The sequence below is a fragment of the Psychrobium sp. 1_MG-2023 genome (assembly GCF_030689115.1).
In the GTDB taxonomy this organism is placed as follows: domain Bacteria; phylum Pseudomonadota; class Gammaproteobacteria; order Enterobacterales; family Psychrobiaceae; genus Psychrobium.
The window spans coordinates 48,088-66,019 of the sequence record NZ_JAUYVJ010000010.1 but is presented as its reverse complement, the minus strand read 5'-3'; the positions used below and the strand labels follow the sequence as shown (position 1 = coordinate 66,019).

Sequence of the window (17,932 nt, the reverse complement as noted above, 5' to 3'; positions counted from 1 at the left end):
TTTATATTCAGGTCATTGATTATAAACGCTCTAGCATTGCTGCCGTGAAGTCTGTTGTACCGTGGTTACCACCAAGATCGTGAGTAGTACGGTCACCCGTTGCGATTACATCTTTTAATGCGTTAAGGATTTTTTCAGCTTTATCAGCCATACCAAGATAGTCAAGCATTTGAACTGACGCAAGAATAACCGATGTTGGATTTGCTAAGTTTTTACCTGCAATATCTGGTGCACTGCCGTGAACCGCTTCAAAGATTGCTGCATCTTCACCAATGTTAGCGCCTGGAGCCATACCAAGGCCACCGACTAAACCTGCACATAAGTCAGATAGGATATCGCCAAACAGGTTAGTTGTTACGATAACGTCAAACTGTTCAGGGTTCATTACTAATTGCATACAGGTATTATCAACGATCATTTCTGTTGATTCGATCTCTGGGTAACGTGCACCCACTTCACGAGCAACTTCAAGGAATAAACCTGATGTTGTTTTTAAGATATTCGCTTTATGAACGGCGGTTACTTTTTTACGACCTTCTTTACGTGCTAGTTCGTAAGCGAAAGTAACAATTTTTTCTGCGCCTTCACGAGTTACAACACTCATTGCCTCAGCGCTTGCACCATCTTCACTCATCACTTGGCCTAAACCTGAGTACATGCCTTGAGTGTTCTCACGAACAGTAATGATATCGATGTTTTCGTAACGCGCTTTTGTTCCTTCAAATGAACGAACTGGACGTAAGTTAGCGTACAGGCCAAATTGCTTACGTAAACTAACGTTAATTGAAGTAAAGCCAGCACCGATTGGAGTTGTTAATGGGCCTTTTAGAGTAACCTTGTTTTTAGCGATCATATCTAATGTTGCTTGCGGTAATAGCTCATCAGTTTCTTCTAATGCCGCTAAACCTGCTTTTGCATATTCGTAATTAAAGTTACAACCCACTTTATCTAAGATTTGAATTGCAGAGTCGATGATGCTTGGGCCAATACCGTCGCCAGGGATGACAGTGATCGTAGTTTGAGTCATGTTGTTACCTTTGTCTTGTGTTTTCCATTGTAATATTGCGTATAACAATGGCGTCCATTATCTTTTTTAGCTTTTGCGCTTATGTGGACGTAAAAATGGAAGAATTAAAATCTAAGTAAGTATAACAAATTTGTATCAAATATAATGAATCAATTTGATTATAGGCAAAGAAATTTTTGAAAACTTACTACAGTTCACACATTGGCTGGAGATCGAGCGAGAAGTTAATCAACTGAGTTAGTTCGAGTTTTTTTATAGATAGAGTACGGCAGGTTAGGGCGAGTTTCTGCTTGAGTTGTTTATGTTGTAACGACACACCGTGGAATGTGTGGTGCGTCAGTAAAAGAGCTAGTTGATAACCATCGATAAGTTCTTGTTCTTGTTTCGAAAGTTTAGCTGGTTGTGTCGAAAGTGCTCGAAGTGCATTTAAATTTGTCGCTCGCTTATCCCAGTGCTTTATTAACGCAGTGGCAATTTTTACTTGCATTTGGCTATTATTTAAACCAAATAAACTAAAGCCATGATGAAGATAACACGCAGTGATATCGACAGTGGAACGGGCGGGTAATTGATGAATTTTACGCTCAAAATAAAGAGGGGCCAAATTAATCAAGCTAAACATTGCTAATTGATTAGGCTCAATATTGCGCGCGTATTGTGCAACTTCTCGTGATAATTTGATCACATGTGTAACTTTATGATCTAACGATGGCAATGCAGGAAAGAAATACTCTGAAAGTTGGTTTTGTAGTGCGAGCTGACTTAACAGTGGCCTAGCTTGCTTTGCCCCAGCCATTTTGAAGGCGTGCAAACTGCTGTTAAATTGGCTATTGGGGTAAAGCGTGGTTAATGTATTAACAAAAGACTCCCCCAGTGTTGGTAATTGACTTAGGTACTCTTCAATTAAAGCTTGATCCGGTTGAGCCTGGGCGCTGCAATCGAGTAATCGTTGTAGTGTCATACTCGGTTGGAGTCGGGAGGTTTTCTCACTGTTATCTTCAACATGCTGCGTATTATGTTGTTCTAACAAGGTTGTTAATGTCTTAGTGGAAAAGGTTCGGGGTTCAATAAAATACTGTTGTGTCTTATTTATCTCTGCAATTTGAACCTGCTCGGCTAATGTCTCTAGGGGGTGTTCGATCTGATAAGTAAAGTAGCGAACTTTTTGTTCTAAATAATCGATCGACTCAATTAATCCAGCAGTTTTTTTATCAATTCTTAACGACATAGCTGGGTGTGGCTTATCTAACGTGACGACCACGTGACGTAATATATCAGAGCAAAAGTGTTGTGGATGCTTAGCTAAGTAGCCTAAGGCTTGTTTGATCGAATAAGCTGGACGTTTCTCTGTGGCCGTTAGCAGTTCACACACCCTGTGTACAATTGCGAGTAATTTTCCCTCCCTTCGTAACTGGTTATTCGATCTTCTTTTAGGGTAACCACTACCATCAAGGCGTTCTTTATGCTCCATGACACCGTAGATAATCGATGTATCAAATAGCTTTTGCTTGTGGCAAAAGTTAGCGCTAATTATTGGTGATTGATGTAGAACTTTCTTTTCTTGTGTTGTTAAGGCTTGATGGGCACGCAGTTTTTCACTGAGGTTAACCCCGTTGAGGTTCAGTCCCAGATCAAGTATCAAGGAAGCTTTGATGAGGTTTTGTGCATAGTAAGCATGATACTTTAATTGTTCGGCTAACTTTCTGGTGATGACTGCTCGTTTAAAAGCTGTGTCGCAGGCCGCTGATACAGGCTGTGTTTGGTGAAGTAAAAAGCCGAGAGCGGCATCAATATTATCGGGGGCTAAGTGCCATAGCCAATCACTGAAAATAGTTAAATGAGCATTTAATTTCTTACTATTGACCGAAGACACATCGCGCGTGGAGATCGTTAGAATATGATCTAACTGCTGCTGGTGTTGCAATATTTCGGGAACAAGAGACTGTTCCTTTTGCTGTGTCATACTGGTTGCGGTCCCTTCATAAGGTAGCTATTTAGCTGTATATCTTAACTGTTGTAGGTTGATTCCTAAACTAATATTTTGTTTTAGGCGGACTAATTGATAACTCAATTGTGCTTGATGTTTATTTTGCTGCAACTTGAGCAACTGCTTGTCTTGCCCTTGAGTGATTGAAAAAGCGGTTTTTAAATCTTGATGCTGCTTCAGGATAGTTAATGCAGCTTTTGGACCCATTCCTGCGACGCCAGGGATTTTATTACCACTTTGGCCCACAATTGCCCAATAATCGAGAAGTTGTATCGCAGAAATTGAAAACTTCTGTTGGATATTTTGTTGGTTTATCCAGTGCCCTGCGAAGTGATCCCATATCGCGACACCTAGCGGTAGTAGTTGGTAGAAGCCTTGGTCGGTGGACACTACAGTGCAGCGGCCTTGGTGTTTAGTCACTTTATAACTTAGTGTCGCTATCAGATCATCGGCCTCTTCATGCGCGGTCGTTAGTGACATGACACCGAGTTGTTGCCATTGTTGAATAATCTCAGGTAATAGAGCGGCGAGGGACGGATCCATAGGTTTTCTATTTGCTTTATATTCAGGGTATAGCTGTTTACGCCAATTGTTACCATCTCCGTCAAACACTGCGGCAATATGTGTAGGTTGATGCCCTCTGATGAGTTTAGATAATGCTTGTTTGGTCAAGCCAATTAATTGTTCTTTATCTAAAGAACCTTGGTTTTTAAAACCTCGCAGAGCGCCATCAATTCGGCGAATTAAATTTAATGCATCGATGACGACTAGATGCGTTGAGTGACCGTGCCGAGATTGTGACGGCTCTGGCTTAGCGCTACACTGAGAGTAATTTTGTGGGGTATTGGTCATTAATTATTTTAATACTTCATAGCAAGGTTGATAATCGGTATGTGGTAACTTCATTCGATTTTGTGCCACAAACGCACTGAGTAATTGGTCCATTTTCTTCATTAGTTCAGGGTCGCCACTGAGTTGAAAGAGCCCGTGTTGCTTTATGGCTTTTATACTATCGTATTTTACATTTCCTGCAACAATTCCGGAAAATGCACAACGCAAGTTTGAAGCTAAATCTTGTGCGCTTTGCATTCGATCCAATTTAAGCTGTGACATAGCTCTGTGCGACGGAATAAAAGGCGTTTGAAAGGTTAAAGGGATGTTTAACCCCCAGTTAAATCGATAGGAATCATCACGCTGTTTTCGATAGTCTCGGACTTGCAGCATTCCTTGTTTCATTACGCGAGCGACTTTTTTTGGATCGTCAATAATGATGCGATATAGCTGTTTGGTTTGCTTACCTAAGGTATCATTAATGAAGCGGTCAATACTAGCAAAGTAATCTTTGCTCTCTTTGGGTCCAGTAAGTACTAAGGGGAAAGGGTAGTTTTCGTTGTTAGCGTCTAATAAAATTCCGAGTAAATACAATAATTCTTCAGCCGTACCCGGGCCTCCGGGGAAAATAATAATACCATGGCCTATTCGAATGAATGCTTCTAATCGTTTCTCAATATCGGGCATTATGACCAACTCATTAACTAATTGGTTAGGTGGTTCAGCCGCAATGATCGATGGTTCCGTTAAACCGATATAGCGCGGCTTTTCAACACGTTGCTTGGCATGACCAATAGTGGCTCCTTTCATAGGGCCTTCCATGGCTCCGGGCCCGCAGCCTGTACAAATGTTTAAGTGACGCAACCCTAACTCATAACCGACATCACGAGTGTATTGATATTCAGCATCACTGATAGAGTGGCCTCCCCAGCACACGACAATACTAGGATCGATTGGATCGGTGATTAACTTTGCATTGCGTAGGCCACGGAAGACTCGATTGGTGATTATTTGGCTCTTGGAATCAGGGGAGTGAGGATCGATATAGTAGTGGTCACTTAAATAGACAATGTCACGTAACGCAGAAAATAAGTGCTCTTGTAGACCAATAATGATTTCATCATCAACAAATGCTTGCTGTGGAGGGTTTATCAGTTCGAGCTGAACACCGCGCTCTCTTGTAATGACATTAATGTCAAAGTCTGGATATTGTGTGAGAATTGTATGGGCGTCATCACACTTGATTCCTGAACAAAGAATCGCTAACGCACATTTTCTATATAATTGATAATACCTTGAACTGGCGTTTTTTTGAATCTTAGCAGTTTCTATTTGAGAGAGTTGCTCAAGACTTCCTCTTGGGCTAATTTTTATTATCATAAAGCCTCCGGCTTTCGCTTCTCTAATTATAGCTGATTGCATGCATAGCGAAGGCGGGAGGTTATTTGGAGCAAAAGAAGGGGCGTTATGAGTCGATGATAACGCGGTCTCGCCCTTCACGTTTAGCTCGGTAAAGTGCTCTATCAGCCCGCTCAAAGCTTGCTTCAGGTCCGTCATCGTCTAGCTGCACCTTGGTTGCGCCGAGCGAAATACTAATCGATACTTTTTCTTGCTCATGTTTGAACTGAAACGGTATTGCCTTGATAATTCTCCTAACGCGATTGAGAATTTCAGTTAATGCGGTGTGACTTGCTTTAGGGATTAAAATAACGAACTCTTCACCACCGTAGCGAGCGATAAATTCACTTTCTCGTAGTGAGCGGCTGATGGTAGATGCGATCACTTGCAGTGTTTTATCACCGGCAGGGTGACCGTAATTATCATTAATCCGCTTGAAGTGGTCGATATCAACAATAACAACCCACAGAGATTGGTTATATTGTATCGCTTTGGTGTATTCGCTTTTCAAGCGTTGATCTAATGCGGCACGGTTTGGTAATTTGGTTAAGCTATCTTGAAGGTTAAGTAAACGTTGCTCATCAAGTTGAGATTTGTAATGATTCGCTTCTTCTTCAACGGACTTAAGTTTACGTTCCATTTCGTGGAACTTTTGATTGTACTTTTCAAGCTCAGCATTATCGAATGCTTCTTTTTGTTTCATTGAGTCAATAATACAATCGATATCATCAACAATTTTTAGTTGTAAGTTTTGTTGTAAGTCAGCCTCTTTAACAGTGCTATCTAACTTATTTACCGTTGCTAACAATGAATTATCCCATTGTGCTCTTGTAACGGCAGATTGTTCGGCAAGGGATATTGAGTCAGTGACGGCGTCTCGAACGTGCGTTAATGCAACATTTAGGCTCTTTAAAAAGTATTTAGACGCTTCTTTATCATTATTAATGCTTTTGATGATTAATACTAACAATTGCTCAAAGCTGTCAAAGAGCGCATCGGTTGTGCTGATGTTGTTAAAAGAGGTTGATAACACCTGTAATTGTGATCTAAAAGGGGTGTTTAAGTGAGTGTCATTACTTAACTCGATCAGTTTAAGTTTACCCCGTTGGACTAACTCCGGCTGCAACTTACTCTTTGCACTAGTTTGTGTGAGTTCATCAATAATACGGTGATATTGATTGATCACTAAAGACATTTGCTTTATCAGTGCTGAACTATTAATTGATTGGAACTGTTGTGAAAACTCATCGCTTTGTTGTTGGATATGCTGCTGTAGTTCTGTAGAGAGGACTGTCGATTTTGTGGTTTTATCAACGTCAGAGAATAATTGATCACTTTGTGATTCCAAGCGTCTAGTTAACTTTTTTTGTAATTGAGTTAATGCTGCAAATTGCTGTTCAGTGAAGTCGTTTTCAGGATAGGACTGTGCTTTTATGTTATCAAGAAGTCTAAGCATTTCTTCATCTAATGCTTTACATTGACCTTGATTCAGTCGAATGATTTCATTGAAAAACTGTATCAGCATTTATCCACTTACCTAAATCGAAAAAATTACACTTCATAGCATATCTTGTGTAGCGTACTGATGCATTAGTTTTATTGCCATCATATTGATAAAAATCATCAAAAGTCGAACCTTGATCATAATTTTTAACAAAGCTAACCAGATAGAGTGTATAAATTGAAGAGAAGGAATCTAGTCTTAAATAGTATATGATATGACATGTTTCTATTTCTTAGACTTTAAAATGAGCATGAATAAAAAAATTAGTTTATTAGCACTACTTTTTGCATCTAGCCAAGCTTATGCAACGGTCGACTACCATGTTGACTTATCAACCCCAGAGCATCATTTAGGGAAAGTTAGTATGACTTTACCTGCCAGTGGTGAGGGCAGTTCAACAGTGATGATGCCCGCGTGGCGAACGGGTAAGTATAAGATATTGGACTTAGCTAACGGCGTTAGACATTTCAGTGCTACAGATGCTCAAGGGACCCCTTTGTCTTGGCAACACACTGATAAAGCGAGTTGGACAATTGATAATCCAACACAAGGTGAAATCAAGGTTTCGTATACTGTTTACGCCAATCAACTAGGCTTACGTTCGCGCCATATTGATGATAGTCATGCATATTTAGATGCAACTGGTGTATTTATGTATGACCCCAAACGTCGTGATGAAGATATCTCAGTGACGTTAACTGTACCATCACAATGGAAATCTTATGCTGGAATGGAGCGCAAGGGTGAGCACCACTTCGTGGCCGAAAACTATGATGTGCTGGTTGACTCTCCCATTGAAACGGGGATTAGCGAGCTATTTGAGTTCGAAGAAGACGGTAAAGACTATCAATTAGTGATTTGGGGCGAGGGAAATTACAATGCTCCTCAAATGGCTAAAGATTTACAGCAGATGGTTGGAGCGAGCCAAAACATTTGGCAAGGCTACCCGTTTGATAACTATGTTTTTATGGTACATGCGACGACGGATGCTCGTGGAGCTACTGAACACTTAAACTCGACAGTGATTCAACGTAAGCGCTTTTCCTTTGCTCCAAGAAAGCAATATTTGAGTTTCCTAAAAACGGCAGCTCATGAGTTCGTTCATACATGGAATGTTAAAGCGTACCGCCCTGAGGGCGTTGCTGAGTATGATTACCAACGTGAAAATTATACTGATTTATTATGGATTTCAGAGGGTTCAACAAGCTATTTCCAAAGCCAATTATTATTACAAGCAGGCTTAATCACTCATAAAGAGTTTTTTGAAGATCTAGCTAGGCGCATTGATAGCCATACCAAAAAGCCTGGTCGTCATGTGCAATCAGTCGCGGAATCAAGCCATGAAAGCTGGATAGCGATGCCCGGTGACTTTGCTCATAACCACAGTGTTAGTATTTATTCAGAGGGTTTTATTGCCTCACTTGCTTTTGATTTTCAGCTATTAAGTGACTCTAGGATGAAAGCAGGTTATAGCGAGCTGCATCGTGAACTTTACAAGCAACATCGTTTGCCCAAACCATTTAATGCCAATGATATTAAGTCAATTGCTCAATCACTAACGGGAAAAGACTACACTCAGTGGTGGCATAAAAATGTAGAATCACCACTAGCAGTGGATTTTGATGCATTGCTCGATAAAGCTGGATTAGAGTTAGTCTACCCTAATAAGAGTAAGGAGATTGCTGATACTGGTTTTGTTAGTGTTGATAATCATGGCTTGGTCACTTTAACCCGCGTACTAAAAGATTCAGCAGCTTGGCAAGCCGGGTTAACGACAGGCGATCAAATTGTAGCTATCAATGGGTTGAAGGTTAACCAATCAACATTAAAAACTCGTTTAGCACAATATCAACCGGGGCAAGAGTTAACGTTATCTTTGTTTAGGCGTGATCGTCTCATTGATAAGTCGTTAACATTGGCGGCGAAAATGAATAAGAACCCTGTCATTCGTCCACAAAAGAAGGTTAGTCGTTCACAAAAAGCATTTTTTAAAGCGTGGTTAGGGGTTAAATTTCCTAAAGCTTAGTCTACATTGTGGCTCATAAAAAAGCAGTGCATCGAATTCGGTGCACTGCTTTTTTTTGTGACTATCCAACAAAAGGCGGGACCCTGAATAAAAGATTTTCAGGGAGACAAATGTTTATTGTAATTGAGCCTTATTGAGCTTGCTCTTCGCCACCTAACACTTCAAACAGTGCAGGGATAAATTGTTCAAATTCACCCGTCATAATCGCGAAGTCTGCATCAAAACACGCGGCTTTATCTTCTTTGTCTTGATCCTCTTGTTGCTCGGTGACCACATCTGTAAATTTAACCCGTTTCACCGTTAAATCTTCACTTAAGATAAAAGTGAGTGATTCTGCGTATTGAAGTGCAGCTTTGACCACGAACATGCCATTATCAATGTGTGCTTTAATTTCATTGGTAATTAAGTCTTGATTCTTACAGCGTAATACAGCCCCATTTTCCAGTGGACTTTTAAGCTCAGCTTCTTCGAGCAAACTAAATGGTGCTAACGGTAATTCATCGGTGAGCCATTGAGTCATGGTTTGGTCAACCGGAACTTTACTCTGTGCAGGTAATACTTGTAATGAACCAATCGATTTTCTTAACAGAGCTAGTAAATCTTCAGCTTTATTGTGACTCGATGCATCGACAACAATTAGCCCTTGTTTTGGAGCTATGTAAGCAAAGGTTGAACCTAAGCGAGAAAAAGCACGTGGGAGTAGGCTATGTACAATCTCTTCTTTTAGCGCATCTTTTTCTTTTTTCTTTACTGGGCGAGCGGTCTCTTGCTCAATCATTTCTACTTTTTCATCGAGCGCTTCTTTGATTACTGATGCTGGCAGCATCTTATCTTCTTTGCGTGCACACAGTAAAATATTGTCGTTGGTTACATGTAACAATGAGTGACCATGCTTGCCCATCGGCTTAGCCCAGCCATATTTGCTTTGCTCTTGGCTTGTACATGGACGAAAAGCAAATTCTTCAAGGCGTGTTTCTAGTTGCTCTGGTGTTAAATCAATCGGATTTGAAAGACGATAAATAATTAGGTTTTTAAACCACATAGCTAATTCACTTTTAGTTGGATAAATATTTCTTTAAGAATGGGTAAAGAGTGTAAGGAAAAGATTAGTGCATAGCAATTTTTGTGCTTAACTTTCTATTGGCTTTATGCACTAATCTAATATTTTATTGAGTTCAAAATAGGCTGTTTTCTAAGCTTCTTTTTTATTTATTCCTTTGCCTTGTTGCTCTAACTCTTGTTCAACGATGCCTTTAGGTTTCGGGAACTTAATAAAATAGTTAAGCCCATGACCTAACTCACTTGTGGCGTAAATTTCACCGTGTAGTGATTGTGTCACAATATTATAGAGAATATGAGTACCTAGCCCACTGCCTCCTTGACCGCGTTTCGTGGTAAAAAACGGTTCAAATAATAAATCTAGGCTTTCTTGATTAATACCGCTGCCATTATCGTGGTATTCAATGAAAACATGCTCATCGTCGTGCTTAAGTTTGAAGGTCATTACCCCTTGCTCTACTTTATCAAAAGCATGGATTAACGAATTCAGGATCATATTAGTGAATACCTGAGATAGGGCGCCTGCTCGACAGTGAATAACGATGTCATCAGCCCCTTCAATTTCAATCTTATGTTGGGTTCGCTTCAGCTTAGGCTGCAAGGAAGTGATCACTTCATGGAGGTATTGATGGATATTAACATCACGAACAGCTTCACTGGTTTGGTCAACCGCAATATCTTTAAAGCTTTGAATTAATTGGGATGCTTTATTTAAGTTAGTTGTAAGCAGTGCACAGCCACTATTAGCGTCCTCAATAAACTTGGTCATATATTTTTGTGTCAGTGTTTTATCGTTTATTTTCTCATCTAATGTTCTGACACATTCAGATAAGTAGCTAACCGCAGTGACCCCAATACCTACAGGCGTGTTTATTTCATGTGATATTCCGGCTACTAAGCTACCTAATGAAGCCATTTTTTCAGATTGTACTAATTGAGTTTGGGTCTCTTTTAATTGAGTTAATGAAGCCAACAGCTCTTGTTCGCTTTCTTCGAGTTCATTTTTTTGCTGTGCTAACTCTGTTATCGCTTGACTAAGGTTGGCGGTTTTCTTAGTTACTTCCTGTTCTAGGTAGACATTTTGACGATCTAGTTGTTGATTTGCATTAACCAGCTTAAGCTTGGTTTGCTCCAAACTTGCATTATATTCTTCAAGCTTAACTAGCATTAAGTTAAATGAGTTAGCTAAAGTGGTTAGCTCATCTTGTTGAGAACTCGGCGGGTTTAAACGTGCTTGCCCTAAGTTCTCTAAGTCTATCCTAGCAATACCGTGACTGAGTGTTTCTAGTGGGGTTGTTAATAAGTTTCTAAATAAACGTTTAATTAAAAAGCTTAATAAAATAATGCTAAACACAGCGCCAATGACAGGGAACAGCATTTGTGCCCCCACTTTCTGGAAGACTAATTCATCACTGGAAAAAATGGCGATATGACCAATAGTGTTGGAACTGCCAAATGAGGAATTGCTAGAAAAGTCGTAAATCAATGAAGTGCTATAGCCAAAAAGATCGTTGTGTTGGAGTGTCGTGGAGCTAGGTGTTAAAAACTTTTTAGTATCAAAGCCGTCAAGCTCACCACTTTGATACATGACTTGGTGGCTTTCTTCAGTAATGATAACTGCTCGAACCAATGACATCGCAGCGATACCTTGGCCAATGGCGCTTACTTGAATATCACTAATATCCCAGACTGCTTGCGTTAAGCTGACATTAATTGTTTGCTCTAGTTGCTTTAAGTCTTCAATAATTTGGTTTTTTACGGTGACGTAGGTGTAGCCGAGTTGAACAGCGGCCACAATAAAGGTCAGAATGATATAAGAGGACAGTACTTTTGTTAGGAGTTGCTTTGAAATACTTACTGTCGCCATTTCCCTTGTCTCCACTGTTTAGTCAAGGGAGTGACCAAACAAGAATTAGTATTACTTATAAAAAAATAAAAATTGATTACCTTTAAAAATAATTGATTCTCATTAAAATAGCAAAGACTTAAATTAAAGTATTGGTAATCTTCATGCGCATTATTCATACCTCCGATTGGCACTTAGGTCATCAGTTGCTCGGTGTCTCACGAGAATTTGAACAGCAGCAGTTTCTCGACTGGTTGTTTGAACAGCTTAAAACACAGAAAATTGATGCGCTTATCGTGGCTGGAGATATTTTTGATAGTGCCAATCCGCCAGCTTGGGCATGGCGATTGCTATACCAGTTTCTTGCTAAGGTGAAACAAAACTTGCCTAAGCTTGACCTGCTATTAGTGGCTGGGAACCATGACTCCCCGAGCAAACTTGATGCTCCTGATCATCTATTGAAAGCTTTTGATATTCATCTCATCGGTGCTTTACCGCGTCTTGCGGATAACCAACTAGATCATGATAAATTAATTATCCCTTTAACTGATTCTCAGGGGAATATTGCCGTGCGTGTTGCTGCCGTACCGTTTCTACGCCCAGGGGATCTCGACTTATCAACGCTCGATGATAGCACTGAAGACAAGTTAATCGCAGGTGTTGAAAGAATTTATAGTGAATTAGCACAAACAATTTCGCAGCTAAATGAGCCTAACCAAGGGTCGATTGCTACTGCTCACGCTTATCTAGTCTCGAGTGAAATAAGTGAAATGTCAGAGCGACGTATTTTAGGCGGTAATCAGCATGCACTTCCAGTGGAGTCGTTTAGTCGTCAATTTGATTACTGTGCTTTGGGGCATTTGCATAAACCACAGCAATTAGCACAACAGGCGGTATTTTATAGTGGCTCACCGATCCCGATGTCCCTAGCCGAGAAAGATTATAAGCATCAAGTTAAGCTGGTGGAGTTTACCCAAGGTCAATTATCCGATGTTCAAGGTTTAATTGTCCCGCGTTGCGTTGACGTGTTAAAAGTGCCTAGTTATGCCCAGCCGTTAGAGCAGGTTTTGTCAACGCTTGCGTCAATGGAATTCGAGCCACTAGAACCTCACCGACAACCTTTGTTGGAAGTCATGGTGCTTCTCGATAAGCCGCAAGCGATGTTGCGAGAGAAGATTGCTCAAGTATTGAGTGAGAAAGCGGTACGCCTAGTGAAAATCACAACACAATATGTTCAAGATAAAGCTCCTGTTACTGCTTTTTCAGACAAGCCTCTTGATCAGTTACAACCAGAGCAGGTGTTTGAGCTTAAATACCATCAGCAATATAACACCCCGCCCCCACAAGCATATCAGGCTGCTTTCAGTGAACTAATGTCGCAATGTGAACAGATTGGTGAGGATTAATATGAAACATATTTGCATGATAAAGTTGACTAGGGAAATCATTGCTTAATGAAAATTATTGCGTTAGAAGGTGAGAACCTAGCGAGCCTTGGCTCCCCATTTCAGATTGATTTTGCACGAGGCGTCTTAGCGGATGCTGGCTTATTTGCCATTTGTGGTAATACGGGGTCAGGAAAAAGTACATTACTTGATGCAATTTGTCTGAGTTTATTCGATGCGATGCCACGCTTTAGTGCTAGTAAGCGTGGCCCTGCTATTGGACATGCACAATTACAAGAAAGTGAGCGGCTTAAGAGCAATGATGTTAGGCATATCTTAACTCGCGGTAGCACTAATGGGTTTGCTCAAACCACATTTGAACTGGAAAATGGCGATCGCTATCAAGCAAAATGGTCTGTGAAACGTGCTCGGAATCAAGTCTCTGGGCGGGTACAAGCACAAGAGATGTCATTAACAAACTGCCAAACTGAGCAAGTAATGGCGACTAAAAAGTCAGATGTGTTAGCGATGATTGAGGAGTTAATTGGCCTTAATTACGAACAGTTCAGGCGATCGGTTTTATTAGCGCAAGGCGACTTCGCGGCCTTTTTAAAAGCGCCAGCAAAAGAGCGCTCAGACTTACTTGAGCGGATCACTGGCACACAGCTTTATTCGCAACTATCTAAGCTTGCGTTTAATGAAGCGAAAACCCAACAGCACAAACTCGAGCTATTGCAGTCTAAAATTGGTGATGTCAGTTTACTCTCTCAAGATGAGCAACAGCAGCTGATTAAATCGTTAGCTAGCACTAATGAGAGAATGGCACAAAGTCAGCATCAACAGCAGCAGTTAGATTGGCTCGAACAACAACTTAACTTACGTCAACAGCTCGAAGGCGAGTTAAGTGACAGTGCTAAACGCGTTGAATCTGCTAATCAGGCACTTAACGCGCAAGAAGAGAATGCTCGCCTTGTTGAGCAAGTTGAAGCTGTCCAAGATGCAAAATTAGTCTTATCACAGCGTCAACAAAACAGTACTGAACAGCAGAGATTACAACAGCAAGCCCAGCAACTTAGCCAGCAACTGATACAGCAGCAGCAACATGCCCAACAGACAGAGCATGAGTTACAGCAATTACACCAAGTAAAAGAGCAGGCTAAAATACAGCTTGAACAGCAATTACCTCAACTTGAACTTGCTATAACACGATCAATTGAGGCTAAGCATGTATTGCAGCAAGCCGATGAGCAACAACAACAACTTAATCTAGTTACTGAACAAAAAAATGCTGTAGAACATAAGCTTGCTGCCAGTAATAAAAAGACTGTGGCGAATCAAGCAATCATTACAGATTTACAACAGTACTGTAATGATAATAATCACCTATCTGGGGTTGTCTCAAATCTTAACTTAATCGATCAAGGGATCAGTGACTATCAGCAGCAATTAGTTAATCGGCAACAATATCTGGGACAGCAAACGGCTAACCAGCAATCTGAGAAACAGTTACAGGTACAACATGAAACCTTAACGGCTAATTATCACCAGCAGCAACAGCGATTGGAGCAGCTCAATCAACAGTTGTCTGAATATGCTCAATCATTCGAAAAAAATGATCTTAGCGATATAGAACAGGGGGTAAACCAGCTTCAACATGAGATTGCAGAGCTGACGAGTAAGCAGCAAATTATTGTTCAAGGGCTCCAATATCAAACGCTGTTGAGCCAGAAGCAAGCGCAAGCTCAAGAGGTTGAGCAGCAATTAACGCAATCTCGTATTGCATATCAACAAGCTAAACAACAGCAAGATAAGTTATTACCTGTGCTAGAAGAAGCTGAGTATGCTTTAGCACAAACCCAAAAAATAATGTCGTTGGAAGATCACCGCCAACAATTAGTGGCAGGTGAGCCTTGCGCTTTATGTGGTAGTAAGGAACACCCATTTGTTACTGAATTTCAGCTTGGTGAGCGACTTGCAGAGCAGCAACTTAAGCGAATTAAACAACTTAAGGAGCAGGTGCAAGGTGTTGCAGATGAGCTTACCTCACTTGATGTGACGGGTAAGCAACAGGCACTTCAATTAAACCAAATAACCAACGAGATATCAGAGTTCACCAACCTCCTCAATGAGTTAACGCCAGAGACTATAACGCCTGTCATGCAAGGAGAAGTTGAAGCACGCTTAGCCGATCGCAAGCAGCAATTAGCAACTAAGCAGGCGCAACAACAACAAACGGTATTATGGGTTAATCAAGCACGAGAAATAGAGCAACAAGCAATTAAATTGCAGCATGAATTAGAGCTGTTACATCAAGAGCGGGATAATACGACGCAGCAACTAACTGCGATTGAAAATGATAATGTGCTCTTGGCGCAATATATCACTCAGGCTGAGCAGCAATTAACATCCCGTGTCGAAGGGCTCACAGAATTGTATGCTCATGTTAATTGGCTTGAACTACTTAATGATAGCCAGCAAGTTGCTCTGTTTAAGCAACAACTGTCGATGGATGTTGATCAATATATTGAAAAGAGTAATTACCTGAAACAGCTGAGTGATGAGGCCATTGAGTTACAACAAGCACATATTGCTCAAACTGAGCAGCTTCATCATTTAGGACAGCAGTTGCTTCCGTTGAAGAATAAGCTTGCGGAACAACAGGCTCACTATCAACAGTGTATTGATGATGTTGAGCAAGTGACGCAAGGACAAGATCCACATGTGCAAAAGAATCAGCTTGAGTCACATTTAAAGCAACTCATTAGCGCTTATGGCAATGCTGAGCAAGCGGTGTTGCACCAGCATAATGAACTAGCTCTGCTGCAAAGCCAACAACAGCAAATACAGCAGCACCTTGAGTCTTTGAATAAACAACATCAGGAATTAGAGCTGGAATGGTCACAATGGCTACAGCGTTTTAATGTATCTCAAGAGCAATTATTAACATTACTGGGTTATGATCATCAGTGGTTAGTTGAGCAAAGGCAGCAATATGCACTACTTGTCCAAGAAAATCATCAACAACACGCGATACAGCAAGAGAAGCAGCAAAAGCTGAATCAATTAAATCAGTTACTGGTACAAAAACAGCAAACACTGTTAGCTTTATTTGAAGATCTTGCGCCTGATCCTCTTTGTTCAACGGACCAGCAGCGAGAGATGTTAAGAGCAGGCATTGAATCGGAATTAAAACAATTACATGAAAAGCAGTTTGGTCTTCGCAGTCAACTAGAGCAACATAATAATGCCATGGTGCGCCATGGTGAAATTCAGCAGCAAATTGATCAACAGCACGAGTTAACACAGGTGTGGCTTGACATGAAAGAGCTTATTGGTTCTGCTGATGGTGCAAAGTTTAGAACTTTTGCACAAAGTCTTACACTAGAACAAATGCTTATTTCAGCTAACTATCACTTAAAAGAGCTTGCCCCTCGTTATGTATTACAACGGGTTCCTAGCGCAGAATTAGACTTGCAGATTGTCGATCAAGATATGGGGGATGAAATTCGTTCAGTTGATAGTTTATCGGGAGGAGAAACCTTTTTAGCATCATTAGCTTTAGCGCTAGGGTTGGGCTCGATAACTAGCTTGCAAACGAATATCAAAACCTTATTTATTGATGAAGGCTTTGGGACTTTAGACCCAGAAACATTGGAAGTGGCGTTAAGTTGTTTAGACTCACTTCAGGCCAGTGGACGACAAATTGGTATCATATCTCATGTTCAAGGATTAGTGGAAAGAGTGGGTACTAGAGTCGAAATAATTGCGCAAGGTAATGGAAAAAGTGAAATAAAAGTATTAGCTAGATAATTTTGTGCCATATTATAAGTAATAAATTGTACACAATCTTGTCACATTAATGTCACATTTGGTTGTCACAATTCATCAAAATTACTAAAGCAAATAATATCGGCAGGTAGATAGATGAAAAAGTTCAATAAGACACTATTAGCGTTAAGCGCAGCACTTATCTTCAATAATACAGCTTTTGCTGGTGACCTCGTTGAGGTCTATGGCAAAGTCAATGTTTCTGCACAAAATGATGATGCCGAAGAGTCAACATCGAATGTTAATTCAAATGCTTCCCGTATTGGCTTACGTGGGCATACCAAAATAGACGACAGTTTACGTGCCATTTATAAACTTGAATGGCAAGTAGATGTCGCTGATGATGAGGGCGATTTATTTAAGGCGCGGAGTCAGTGGATTGGTTTAGAAGGTGACTTTGGTACCGTGATGTTAGGCCGTAACGAAACTGCGCTAAAAGATTCACAGGGAAAGATCGATCAGTTTAATGATTTAAGTGGTGATCAAAAGGTCTTTTTTAACGGTGATAACCGTGTCGGTGATTCTATTTATTACACGACTCCGTCTTTTAATGGCTTTAAGTTAGCAACGACTTTAGTTGCAGAAGACAATAAAAAATCTGACGGTAAAGCTGGCTCAAGTATTGCGATTGTTTATGGTGATAAGAAATTAAAGAAAACGGCCCTTTATGCTGCTGTCGCAATGGACTCTGATATTGCAGGACGTGATGCAACCCGTGTTGCCGTACAAGGTAAGTTAGGCGATGTAAAGCTTGGTGCAATTTGGAATGATACTGAAAAAAGTGATGGTTCTGATTCGGGTGATGGTTTCTTAGTGAGTGCGGCTTACAAAATGGGCAAGACAACGCTAAAAGCACAATTCCAAGATAGTGATGATAAAAAGTCTGGTGATAGCATGTCTTTTGGTGCTGATTACAAGTTGGCGAAGAATATCAAAGTATTTGGCTTTTTCACCGCTCACTCGTTCGATGATGGCAGTGAAAGCGATCATTTAGGCTTGGGCATGGAATATAAATTTTAAACATTACTACATATTGATTTC

Annotated in this window: 11 protein-coding genes; 4 read left to right on the top strand and 7 right to left on the bottom strand. The window is 40.6% G+C overall.

Translation table 11 applies throughout. The annotated features are described in order from the left end of the window. Window positions 1–19: 19 nt before the first annotated feature. From Q8W26_RS07180 to Q8W26_RS07160, 5 genes are all read right to left on the bottom strand, one after another. Complete coding sequence (locus tag Q8W26_RS07180) at window positions 20–1,027, bottom strand: isocitrate dehydrogenase (protein ID WP_101214765.1); 1,008 nt, start codon at window positions 1,025–1,027, stop codon at window positions 20–22. 187 nt (window positions 1,028–1,214) lie between these two features. Beyond that, window positions 1,215–2,990, bottom strand: a complete 1,776-nt coding sequence (locus Q8W26_RS07175) for an HD-GYP domain-containing protein (protein WP_101214764.1) — start codon at window positions 2,988–2,990, stop codon at window positions 1,215–1,217. 27 nt (window positions 2,991–3,017) lie between these two features. Beyond that, the gene (xni, locus tag Q8W26_RS07170; RefSeq protein WP_101214763.1) at window positions 3,018–3,866 is read right to left on the bottom strand and encodes a flap endonuclease Xni; all 849 of its coding nucleotides are present in this window, start codon (window positions 3,864–3,866) and stop codon (window positions 3,018–3,020) included. 3 nt (window positions 3,867–3,869) lie between these two features. Further along, entirely contained in the window at window positions 3,870–5,225 is a 1,356-nt protein-coding gene (gene ppnN / locus Q8W26_RS07165) for a nucleotide 5'-monophosphate nucleosidase PpnN (protein WP_101214800.1), read from the bottom strand. Window positions 5,226–5,310: 85 nt separating this feature from the next. Next, a complete protein-coding gene (locus tag Q8W26_RS07160; RefSeq protein WP_101214762.1) occupies window positions 5,311–6,768 on the bottom strand; it encodes a GGDEF domain-containing protein in 1,458 nt (485 codons plus the stop codon). 223 nt (window positions 6,769–6,991) lie between these two features. Here Q8W26_RS07160 and Q8W26_RS07155 point away from each other — a divergent pair, with 223 nt between their 5' ends. Next, complete coding sequence (locus Q8W26_RS07155; RefSeq protein WP_101214799.1) at window positions 6,992–8,773, top strand: M61 family metallopeptidase; 1,782 nt, start codon at window positions 6,992–6,994, stop codon at window positions 8,771–8,773. 130 nt (window positions 8,774–8,903) lie between these two features. Here the strand turns inward: Q8W26_RS07155 and rdgC are convergent, their stop codons facing one another. Further along, complete coding sequence (rdgC, locus tag Q8W26_RS07150) at window positions 8,904–9,815, bottom strand: recombination-associated protein RdgC (RefSeq protein WP_101214761.1); 912 nt, start codon at window positions 9,813–9,815, stop codon at window positions 8,904–8,906. Window positions 9,816–9,965: 150 nt separating this feature from the next. Beyond that, a complete protein-coding gene (locus Q8W26_RS07145; protein WP_101214760.1) occupies window positions 9,966–11,699 on the bottom strand; it encodes an ATP-binding protein in 1,734 nt (577 codons plus the stop codon). A gap of 143 nt (window positions 11,700–11,842) precedes the next feature. Between Q8W26_RS07145 and Q8W26_RS07140 the strand changes: the two genes are divergently transcribed. From Q8W26_RS07140 to Q8W26_RS07130, 3 genes are all read left to right on the top strand, one after another. Further along, the gene (locus Q8W26_RS07140; RefSeq protein ID WP_101214759.1) at window positions 11,843–13,084 is read left to right on the top strand and encodes an exonuclease SbcCD subunit D C-terminal domain-containing protein; all 1,242 of its coding nucleotides are present in this window, start codon (window positions 11,843–11,845) and stop codon (window positions 13,082–13,084) included. Between the two features lie 48 nt (window positions 13,085–13,132). Then, window positions 13,133–16,873 (top strand): AAA family ATPase, encoded by a 3,741-nt coding sequence (locus Q8W26_RS07135; protein WP_101214758.1) that lies wholly within the window; start codon window positions 13,133–13,135, stop codon window positions 16,871–16,873. A gap of 114 nt (window positions 16,874–16,987) precedes the next feature. Next, entirely contained in the window at window positions 16,988–17,911 is a 924-nt protein-coding gene (locus Q8W26_RS07130; protein WP_101214757.1) for a porin, read from the top strand. The last annotated feature ends 21 nt before the right edge of the window (window positions 17,912–17,932 follow it).

What these genes read in the sequence shown, in the direction of transcription:
- rdgC (WP_101214761.1), bottom strand. Translation starts at nt 9,815, where the DNA reads ATGTGGTTTAAAAACCTAATTATTTATCGTCTTTCAAATCCGATTGAT.
- Q8W26_RS07135 (WP_101214758.1), top strand. Translation starts at nt 13,133, where the DNA reads ATGAAAATTATTGCGTTAGAAGGTGAGAACCTAGCGAGCCTTGGCTCC.
- Q8W26_RS07130 (WP_101214757.1), top strand. Translation starts at nt 16,988, where the DNA reads ATGAAAAAGTTCAATAAGACACTATTAGCGTTAAGCGCAGCACTTATC.
- Q8W26_RS07180 (WP_101214765.1), bottom strand. Translation starts at nt 1,027, where the DNA reads ATGACTCAAACTACGATCACTGTCATCCCTGGCGACGGTATTGGCCCA.
- ppnN (WP_101214800.1), bottom strand. Translation starts at nt 5,225, where the DNA reads ATGATAATAAAAATTAGCCCAAGAGGAAGTCTTGAGCAACTCTCTCAA.
- xni (WP_101214763.1), bottom strand. Translation starts at nt 3,866, where the DNA reads ATGACCAATACCCCACAAAATTACTCTCAGTGTAGCGCTAAGCCAGAG.
- Q8W26_RS07145 (WP_101214760.1), bottom strand. Translation starts at nt 11,699, where the DNA reads ATGGCGACAGTAAGTATTTCAAAGCAACTCCTAACAAAAGTACTGTCC.
- Q8W26_RS07140 (WP_101214759.1), top strand. Translation starts at nt 11,843, where the DNA reads ATGCGCATTATTCATACCTCCGATTGGCACTTAGGTCATCAGTTGCTC.
- Q8W26_RS07175 (WP_101214764.1), bottom strand. Translation starts at nt 2,990, where the DNA reads ATGACACAGCAAAAGGAACAGTCTCTTGTTCCCGAAATATTGCAACAC.
- Q8W26_RS07155 (WP_101214799.1), top strand. Translation starts at nt 6,992, where the DNA reads ATGAGCATGAATAAAAAAATTAGTTTATTAGCACTACTTTTTGCATCT.
- Q8W26_RS07160 (WP_101214762.1), bottom strand. Translation starts at nt 6,768, where the DNA reads ATGCTGATACAGTTTTTCAATGAAATCATTCGACTGAATCAAGGTCAA.